A 349-nucleotide genomic window follows, 5' to 3' on the forward strand; every position below is an offset into this window, starting at 1 on the left:
GGCAACCTGCTGACCCATACCGACCCGCTGAAGCATACCACCCGTTTCGAATATGCCGACAACGGTCTGTTGCTGTCGGTGACCGATCCGAACGGCAGCAGCACCGCCTATCACTACAATGAAAACCACCGGCCCGACCTCATTACCGACTGTTCCGGTTACGAAACCAAACTGGCCTACACCCCCGAAGGGCAGCTGGCGCGTATTACCGACGCGCTGGGACAGCACACCGAATACCATTACGACGCCGACCAAAACCTTACCCTCGCCCTCTATCCCGACGGCAGCAAAGAGACCTTCGGCTACGATGCCGCAGGTCGAGACCTTTGCAAAATTCCCCAAAATCCCC

1 pseudogene is annotated in these 349 nt (G+C 57.9%); it reads left to right on the forward strand.

The window, feature by feature from the left end:
• Positions 1 to 349 (forward strand): annotated as a pseudogene (locus tag HMPREF2572_RS07925) (RHS repeat protein); the annotation flags it as partial.

Origin of the sequence: Neisseria sp. HMSC064E01, assembly GCF_001808875.1 — a bacterium.
Lineage (GTDB): Bacteria > Pseudomonadota > Gammaproteobacteria > Burkholderiales > Neisseriaceae > Neisseria > Neisseria sicca_A.